Genomic DNA, 7155 nt, shown 5'->3' with positions numbered 1-7155 from the left:
GCGCTGAGCCGCGGCCCGCTGAGCGCCACCGCCCACCGCACCGGCGCGCCCCCGGCCGGCGGCAACAGCTGGCCCTGGTGGCTCCTCACCTACGCCGCCCTCGGCGACGGTCTGCTCCACGACGCCGTCGCCGCAGGCCCCCGGGACCTGCCGGCCTGTCTCACGGGCGGCTCCTGGACACTCGCCGCGGCACCCGTCCTGGCCCTCGCGCTCGGCTGCGCCCCGGCCGCCTGGTCCGCGCACCTGCTCGCCGTACGCGCGCGCCGGAAACTGACGACCAGTCGCGGTCTGGAGGAGTTCGCCTCCTCCGTACGCCCCCTGCTGCTCGCCGTGTTCGCCCTGTTCCTGGGTGCGCTGACGGCACTGCTGGCCCTGTGCGCCGCGGTTCTGGGCGAGGCCGCGCCCTATGCGCAGGCCCTGACCCTGGGCGCGCTCCTGCTGCTGGCCCGCCTCCTCGCCCTGCACGGCTTCCCCCGCGTACCCGCCGTCGTCCTGGGCGCCGCGGCCCTGACCGAAGCCGCCGCCGTGGGCACGGTCCTGGCCGGCCGCCTGCCCGGCTGCGAGGTCCTGGCCGAACCCGTCGAGTCCCTGGTGCGGGCCTGGGGCCCCGGCAGCGTCCCGGCCCTCGTCTGCGGAGCGGGAGCGCTGGTCCTGCTGGTCCATGCGACCCGGACCCTGACCCGCGCATCGGCCCACGCCCGACCGGAGGCCGCCCGATGACCCGCCGACACGCGTACGCGGCACCCGCTGTGCTTGCGGCACCGGCCGGGCAGGTGATGCCCACCGTGCACGCGGTGCCCGCCGTACCTGTGGCGTCCGCCGTGCCTGTGGCGCCTGGTGCGCATGCGGCGTCTGCTGGGCCTGAGGCGCTCGCCGCGCCCATGGCGTCTGCCGCACCTGTGGCGTCGGCCGTGAAGGTGGCGCCCGCCATGCACGCGCCCGCCGTGCCTGTGGCGCCTGTCGTGCGCGCGGTGTCCGCTGTGCCTGAGGCGCCTGCCGCGTACGAGGTGTCCGCTGCACCCGCGACGCCCGCTGCACCTGTGGCGCACGCCGTGCGCGCGGTGTCCGCCGCACCCGAGGCGTACGCCATGCACGCGGCGTCGGCCGCACCCGCGGAGTCCGCCGCACCCGAGGCGCACGCCATGCACGCGGAGTCGGCCGCACCCGCGGCGCCCGCCGCACCCGCGGCGCCCGCCGCACCCGCGGCGTCGGCCGTCGCGTACGTCCCGCGGTCACGCCCCCGCCGGACTTCCCGATCCGCCGCCCGCCCGGGGGGCACCAGCCCCGGAGCCGGAGGCAACCGCACCACCCCCTCGAAGGAGAGACACGAGATGACCACCTCCCGACCCGGAGCGTCCGGAGCCACCGGAACATCCGGAGCGCACACCCCGGGAGCCGAGCGATGAGGGTCCTGCTGATCGGAGCCAACGGCTACATCGGCCGCTTCGTCGCCGACCGACTGCTCGCCGACCCGGCCGTCCAGCTCACCGCGCTCGGCCGCGGCGACGACGCCGATGTCCGCTTCGACCTGGCGTCCGGCAGCCCCGGCGCACTCACCCGCTTCCTCGACGCGGTCCACCCCCAGGTCGTCGTGAACTGTGCCGGAGCCACCCGCGGCGGCGCCCGCGACCTCACCCGGCACAACACCGTCGCCGTCGCCACCGTCTGCGAGGCCCTGCGCCGCAGCGGCTGCGGAGCCCGCCTGGTGCAGATCGGGTGCGGCGCCGAGTACGGACCGAGCCAACCCGGCTCGTCCACCGCCGAGGACGCCGTGCCGCGCCCCGGCGGCCCCTACGGCGTCAGCAAACTCGCCGCCACCGAACTCGTCCTCGGATCAGGCCTCGACGCCGTCGTCCTGCGGGTCTTCTCGCCCGCCGGGCCGGGCACCCCCGCGGGCTCCCCGCTCGGCCGCCTCGCCGAGGCCATGCGCCGCGCCATGCAGTCCGGCGACGGCGAGCTCAAGCTCGGCGGACTCGGCGCCCAGCGCGACTTCATCGACGTCCGCGACGTGGCCCGCGCCGTCCACGCGGCCTCGCTCTCCGCCGCGCAGGGCGTCATCAACATCGGTTCGGGCCGCGCCGTACGCCTGCGGGACGCCGCCACGGTCCTCGCCCGCGTCGCCGGATACGCAGGCGCCCTGCACGAACTCGACGGGCCGTCCGGCGGGCACCACCTGCGCGCGACCGTCGGCCACCCGCGCACCGACCCCGACCACGCGGCCCCGGTCGCCTACCCCGACGGCTGCGGCAGCTGGCAGCAGGCCGATGTGCGCACCGCACGCGACCGGCTCGGCTGGCGCCCCCGTATCAACCTCGAGGAGTCCCTCGCCGACATCTGGATGGAGGCGGCATGCCGCATCTGACCAGCTCGGCGGACGGCGCCGCGCGCACCGAGGTCCGCACCGGCTTCGGTGTCCCGGGCTGCGGGCACCCCCTGCTCGCCCCGACCGAGTGGGGTCAGCTCTCCCGCCCCGGGACCCCGCTGCACTGGGTCGTGCTGAACGTCGCCGACGGCCCCGGCACCCGCCCCGATCCGCACTGCCTGGAAGCGGCGGGCCGGGTCCGCAACGCGGGCGTCCGGGTCCTGGGCCACCTCGACACCGCCTACGGCGGCCGCCCCTTCGCCGACCTGATCTCCGACGCGCACCGCTACCGCGACTGGTACCGGGTCGACGGCTTCCTGCTGGACCGGTGCCCGGACGAACGCGCCGTGCTCCCCGCGATCCGCCGCACGGTGGCCGCGCTGCGCGGCCTGCGCGACGACATCCACATCGTCCTCGGCCACGGCACCCATCCGCACCCCGGCTACGCCGAGAACGCCGACCAGCTCGTCACGTTCAGCGGTCCCTGGAGCGACTACCGCTGGTCGCAGGTGGCCGAATGGACCGCCGACTACCCGCCCGAACGGTTCTGCCACCTCGTCCACGGAGTCCCGCGCGGCCACCTCGACGAGGCATTACGCATCGCCCGCTGGCAGGGCGCCTCGACGATCTACTTCACCGACCGGACGGACCGCGGCAGCGGCGCCGGCCCCTGGGAGACCATGCCCGGCTACTGGGACGACATCGTCTCGCGGATCGGAACGGGAGTCTCGGAATGAAGAAGCCCGTGGCAGTGTTACGGGGAGAACAACCGTAGTGATTGACCGACCAACGGAGTCCCCGTGTCGTTGCCACCCCTGGTCGAGCCGGCTGCCGAGCTCACCGTAGACGAGGTCCGCAGGTACTCCCGCCACCTGATCATCCCCGACGTCGGGATGGACGGGCAGAAGCGGCTGAAGAACGCCAAGGTGCTCTGTGTGGGCGCCGGCGGCCTGGGCTCGCCGGCACTGATGTACCTGGCCGCGGCGGGCGTGGGCACGCTCGGCATCGTGGAGTTCGACGAGGTCGACGAGTCGAACCTGCAGCGCCAGATCATCCACAGTCAGTCCGACATCGGCCGCTCCAAGGCCGCGTCCGCCCGTGACTCGGTCCTCGGCATCAACCCGTACGTGAACGTGATCCTTCACGAGGAGCGGCTCGAGGCCGACAACGTGATGGACATCTTCAGCCAGTACGACCTGATCGTCGACGGCACGGACAACTTCGCGACCCGTTACCTGGTCAACGACGCCTGCGTGCTGCTCAACAAGCCGTACGTGTGGGGCTCGATCTACCGCTTCGACGGACAGGCCTCCGTCTTCTGGTCGGAGCACGGCCCCTGCTACCGCTGCCTCTACCCGGAGCCCCCGCCGCCGGGCATGGTCCCCTCCTGCGCCGAGGGCGGTGTCCTGGGCGTGCTCTGCGCGTCCATCGGCTCCATCCAGGTCACCGAGGCGATCAAGGTCCTCACCGGCACCGGCGAGCCGCTGGTCGGCCGTCTGATGATCTACGACGCCCTGGAGATGCAGTACCGCCAGGTCAAGGTCCGCAAGGACCCCGAGTGCGCGGTCTGCGGCGAGAACCCGACCGTCACCGAGCTCATCGACTACGAGGCCTTCTGCGGCGTCGTGTCCGAGGAGGCCCAGGCGGCCGCGGCCGGCTCGACGATCACTCCCAAGCAGCTCAAGGAGTGGATCGACGACGGCGAGAACATCGAGATCATCGACGTCCGCGAGATCAACGAGTACGAGATCGTCTCGATCCCCGGCGCCAAGCTGATCCCGAAGAACGAGTTCCTCATGGGCACCGCCCTGGAGTCCCTCCCGCAGGACAAGAAGATCGTCCTGCACTGCAAGACGGGTGTCCGCAGTGCGGAAGTCCTCGCCGTGCTGAAGTCCGCGGGCTTCGCGGACGCCGTACACGTCGGCGGCGGCGTGATCGGCTGGGTCAACCAGATCGAGCCCCACAAGCCCGTCTACTGATCACACCCCTCGCCCACCAGCGAGCCTGACGAGGCCCGCGGCTCTGACCAGCTCAGACGTCGTGGGCTTCTGTCGTTGCCGGTCGACGTCGGCCGGCCTCGCACGGCCCAGGGACGGCCCGGCGGAGATCACTCGGGAGACGCTCCCGCCTCGTGCAGGCGAACCCGCACCTGACAGTTGTGGTCAGCATGCGCGACGACCTCACCCTGGACGCGGGCCCCGAGGACGGGCAGCCCCATCCCCTCGGGCATGGAGATGATCTCCGCCAGCGCCATGGCGTCCGGAACCCCGTCGACCCGGATGAAGACCCCGAAGGGCTGGCGCCCGACCACCTCTCCGCTCATGGAAGCCCCCAGCGGCAGAGCCGCGACGGTCGCCTCCCACACTTCCTGATACGACTCCTTCGGCACTTTGGGGCGCGTCGGCCATGTGTACTCGTCCATGGGCAGATCATGACGGCTGGGGGCTGCGATCGCTACGTTCGTTGCAGGCGTAGGCCCGGTCGTCGCAGAGGATGCCCGGGGAGCTCCGGCCCCAGCAGCAGCCCGGACCAGAGGCGCGCCTCGGCCGTACAGATGGCCACCGAGCGATTCCCTGGCTGCCCGCACGAACTCGCCGTGACTTCGGTTGAGCGCTGCGCAGCCGCCAAGGAGTCCCGCGCTGATCCAAACGGAAGACCCTAGTCCCCGCCGACGTCGTACGGGCCGTCCCCCTTCCGAGGGGGGCGGCCCTTCTGCATGTGCACGTCCACGGTACGATCACGCCCTTCGGTCACCCGTTCGACCGTGTGACCCAGAACATCACTTCCCGAGGGGGGACTTGTGGGTACACCCACGTCCGGGGGACGGCGTCACAGACGCCGTGTGCGGATCGCCCTGCCCGTGGCCGCGGCCGGCATCGCCGCGGCCGTCGCAGGCGTCCTGCTGACGTCGTCCGCGCAGGCGGCCGAGACCCCGCCGAAGCGGACGGTCAGCGCACCGTCCCAGGCCGAGCTGGAGAAGCGGCTCGCGATCGCCGTCGCCGGTGACGACACCCCGGGGCACACCGGCAAGGAGGCGCTGAGCGGGAGCACCCGCACCAGCACCGTCGACCCGAAGATCATCGGCGGCACCACGACGTCCATCACGAGCGCGCCGTGGATGGCGCAGCTGTGGTACGGCGACGACCGCGGAACCACCACCACCACCGACGACATCGGCTTCTTCTGCGGCGGCGTGGTCGTGGCCCCGACGAAGATCCTCACCGCCGCGCACTGCGTCCGCGACGAGTACAACAAGAACTACAGCTGGTACGCGCACGGCATCGTCATCACCGGCACCGCGCAGCTGCCCACCGTCGACAGCAACGGCCAGATCACCGACCTGCACGGTGGGTCGTACAGCGACGTCTGGCGGCAGTGGAACCACCCGTCGTACAGCCCGGCGACGATCAACAACGACATCGCCGTGCTGACGCTGCCCAACCCGATCAAGGCCACGCCGATCCGGATGACGACGGCCACCGACACCGCGTCGTACGCCGCCGGCACCCCGGCCACGCTGTTCGGCTGGGGCCGCACCAGCTCCACCACGCACGACATCTCCGACGTGCTGAAGACGGCGACCCTGCCGATCCAGTCGGACACCACCTGCGCGGGCGCCTACGGCGCGGACTTCGTCAAGGGCCACATGGTGTGCGCGGGCAACCCCGCCACCGGCAGCGACGAGGGCACCACCTCCGCCTGCAACGGCGACTCCGGCGGCCCGCTGATCGTCAAGGGCCGGATCGTGGGCGTCGTCTCCTGGGGCGTCGAGGACTGCGTCGCGAGCGGCGCGTACAGCGTCTTCACCAAGGTCTCGTCCTACGTGGGCGCCGCCTACCCGCGCGTGGAGGACACCAACCTCAACGGTGACCACCTCGCCGACCTGTTCGTGCGCAACGCCTCCACCAAGACCGCCTACGAGATCGACTCCAAGGGCACCTCGCTGGCCGCCCGCAGGTCCTGGGGCAACTGGAACGGCTACAACCTCATCCTCCAAACGGACCTCGACCGGGACGGCTACCAGGACCTGATCGTGCGCCGGTCCTCCGACGGCGACGTCTTCTGGAAGCACTACGTGCCCGCCACCGACTCGTGGGCGAGCAAGCTGATCGGCGACAACTGGAAGACCCGCCTGAACATCGTCGCCCCCGGCGACATGACCGGCGACTACCTGCCCGACCTGCTGGCCGTGGACTCCACGGGCGCGCTGTGGCTGTACGCGGGCAAGGGCAACGGAGGCTTCGCCGCCCCCCTCAAGGTCGGCGTCGGCTTCAACAACTTCAACCTCGTGCGCGGCCACGGCGACTTCAACGGCGACGGCAACGCCGACCTGCTCGCCCGCAACAAGAGCACCGGCGCCGTGTACCTGTACCGCAGCAAGGGCGTGGCCTCCACGGCCCTCTGGCAGCCCGCGCTGAAGGTCGCCACCTGGACCAGCACGACGTACAACGCGCTCGTGACGGTCGGCGACCTCAACAGCGACGGCAAGGCCGACCTGCTGGCCCGCACGCCCGGCGGCACGCTCTACCTGTACAAGGGCACCGGCGCCAACACAACTGCGAGCTTCGCCGCAAGGGTCTCCCTCGGCACCGGATTCCAGCAGTACGACCTCCTCGGCTGACCCCGCAGGTGAGCGGGGTGCACCCGCTCCACCGGTCACCCGCCGTGCCCGTCCTGTCACCAGGGCGGGCACGGTCTTGCACACGCTGGTGTTGTTCTGCGGGATCTCCCACCGGACGCAACCTAGGGTGAATGCTTGCCCCGGTTCGATCCGCGCCCGCTCCGACCGGGGG

6 protein-coding genes are annotated in these 7155 nt (G+C 72.0%); 5 read left to right on the top strand and 1 reads right to left on the bottom strand.

The window, feature by feature from the left end:
* The 4 genes from ABT085_RS17410 to moeZ all read left to right on the top strand — a co-directional run.
* A partial coding sequence (locus ABT085_RS17410) for a hypothetical protein (RefSeq protein WP_351607884.1) occupies nucleotides 1-720 on the top strand: 720 nt, incomplete at its 5' end.
* A gap of 682 nt (nucleotides 721-1402) precedes the next feature.
* Nucleotides 1403-2362 carry an NAD-dependent epimerase/dehydratase family protein gene (locus ABT085_RS17405; protein ID WP_351607881.1) on the top strand — a complete coding sequence of 320 codons (960 nt, stop codon included), beginning with the start codon at nucleotides 1403-1405 and terminating at the stop codon, nucleotides 2360-2362.
* A complete protein-coding gene (locus ABT085_RS17400) occupies nucleotides 2350-3099 on the top strand; it encodes a spherulation-specific family 4 protein (protein ID WP_351607878.1) in 750 nt (249 codons plus the stop codon). Before ABT085_RS17405 ends, ABT085_RS17400 begins: the two co-directional genes overlap by 13 nt.
* A gap of 63 nt (nucleotides 3100-3162) precedes the next feature.
* Nucleotides 3163-4341 (top strand): adenylyltransferase/sulfurtransferase MoeZ, encoded by a 1179-nt coding sequence (moeZ, locus tag ABT085_RS17395; RefSeq protein ID WP_351607873.1) that lies wholly within the window; start codon nucleotides 3163-3165, stop codon nucleotides 4339-4341.
* A 128-nt stretch (nucleotides 4342-4469) separates the two neighbouring features.
* Here the strand turns inward: moeZ and ABT085_RS17390 are convergent, their stop codons facing one another.
* The gene (locus tag ABT085_RS17390) at nucleotides 4470-4784 is read right to left on the bottom strand and encodes a hypothetical protein (protein WP_351607867.1); all 315 of its coding nucleotides are present in this window, start codon (nucleotides 4782-4784) and stop codon (nucleotides 4470-4472) included.
* A 420-nt stretch (nucleotides 4785-5204) separates the two neighbouring features.
* Here ABT085_RS17390 and ABT085_RS17385 point away from each other — a divergent pair, with 420 nt between their 5' ends.
* Nucleotides 5205-6983, top strand: coding sequence for a trypsin-like serine protease (locus ABT085_RS17385; protein ID WP_351607865.1), 1779 nt, complete (start codon nucleotides 5205-5207; stop codon nucleotides 6981-6983).
* Nucleotides 6984-7155 lie beyond the last annotated feature (172 nt).

Source organism: Streptomyces sp. NPDC002265, from assembly GCF_040296125.1.
In the GTDB taxonomy this organism is placed as follows: domain Bacteria; phylum Actinomycetota; class Actinomycetes; order Streptomycetales; family Streptomycetaceae; genus Streptomyces.
This window is presented reverse-complemented; position numbering and strand designations above follow the sequence as displayed.

What these genes read in the sequence shown, in the direction of transcription:
- ABT085_RS17400 (WP_351607878.1), top strand. Translation starts at nt 2,350, where the DNA reads ATGCCGCATCTGACCAGCTCGGCGGACGGCGCCGCGCGCACCGAGGTC.
- ABT085_RS17405 (WP_351607881.1), top strand. Translation starts at nt 1,403, where the DNA reads ATGAGGGTCCTGCTGATCGGAGCCAACGGCTACATCGGCCGCTTCGTC.
- ABT085_RS17390 (WP_351607867.1), bottom strand. Translation starts at nt 4,784, where the DNA reads ATGGACGAGTACACATGGCCGACGCGCCCCAAAGTGCCGAAGGAGTCG.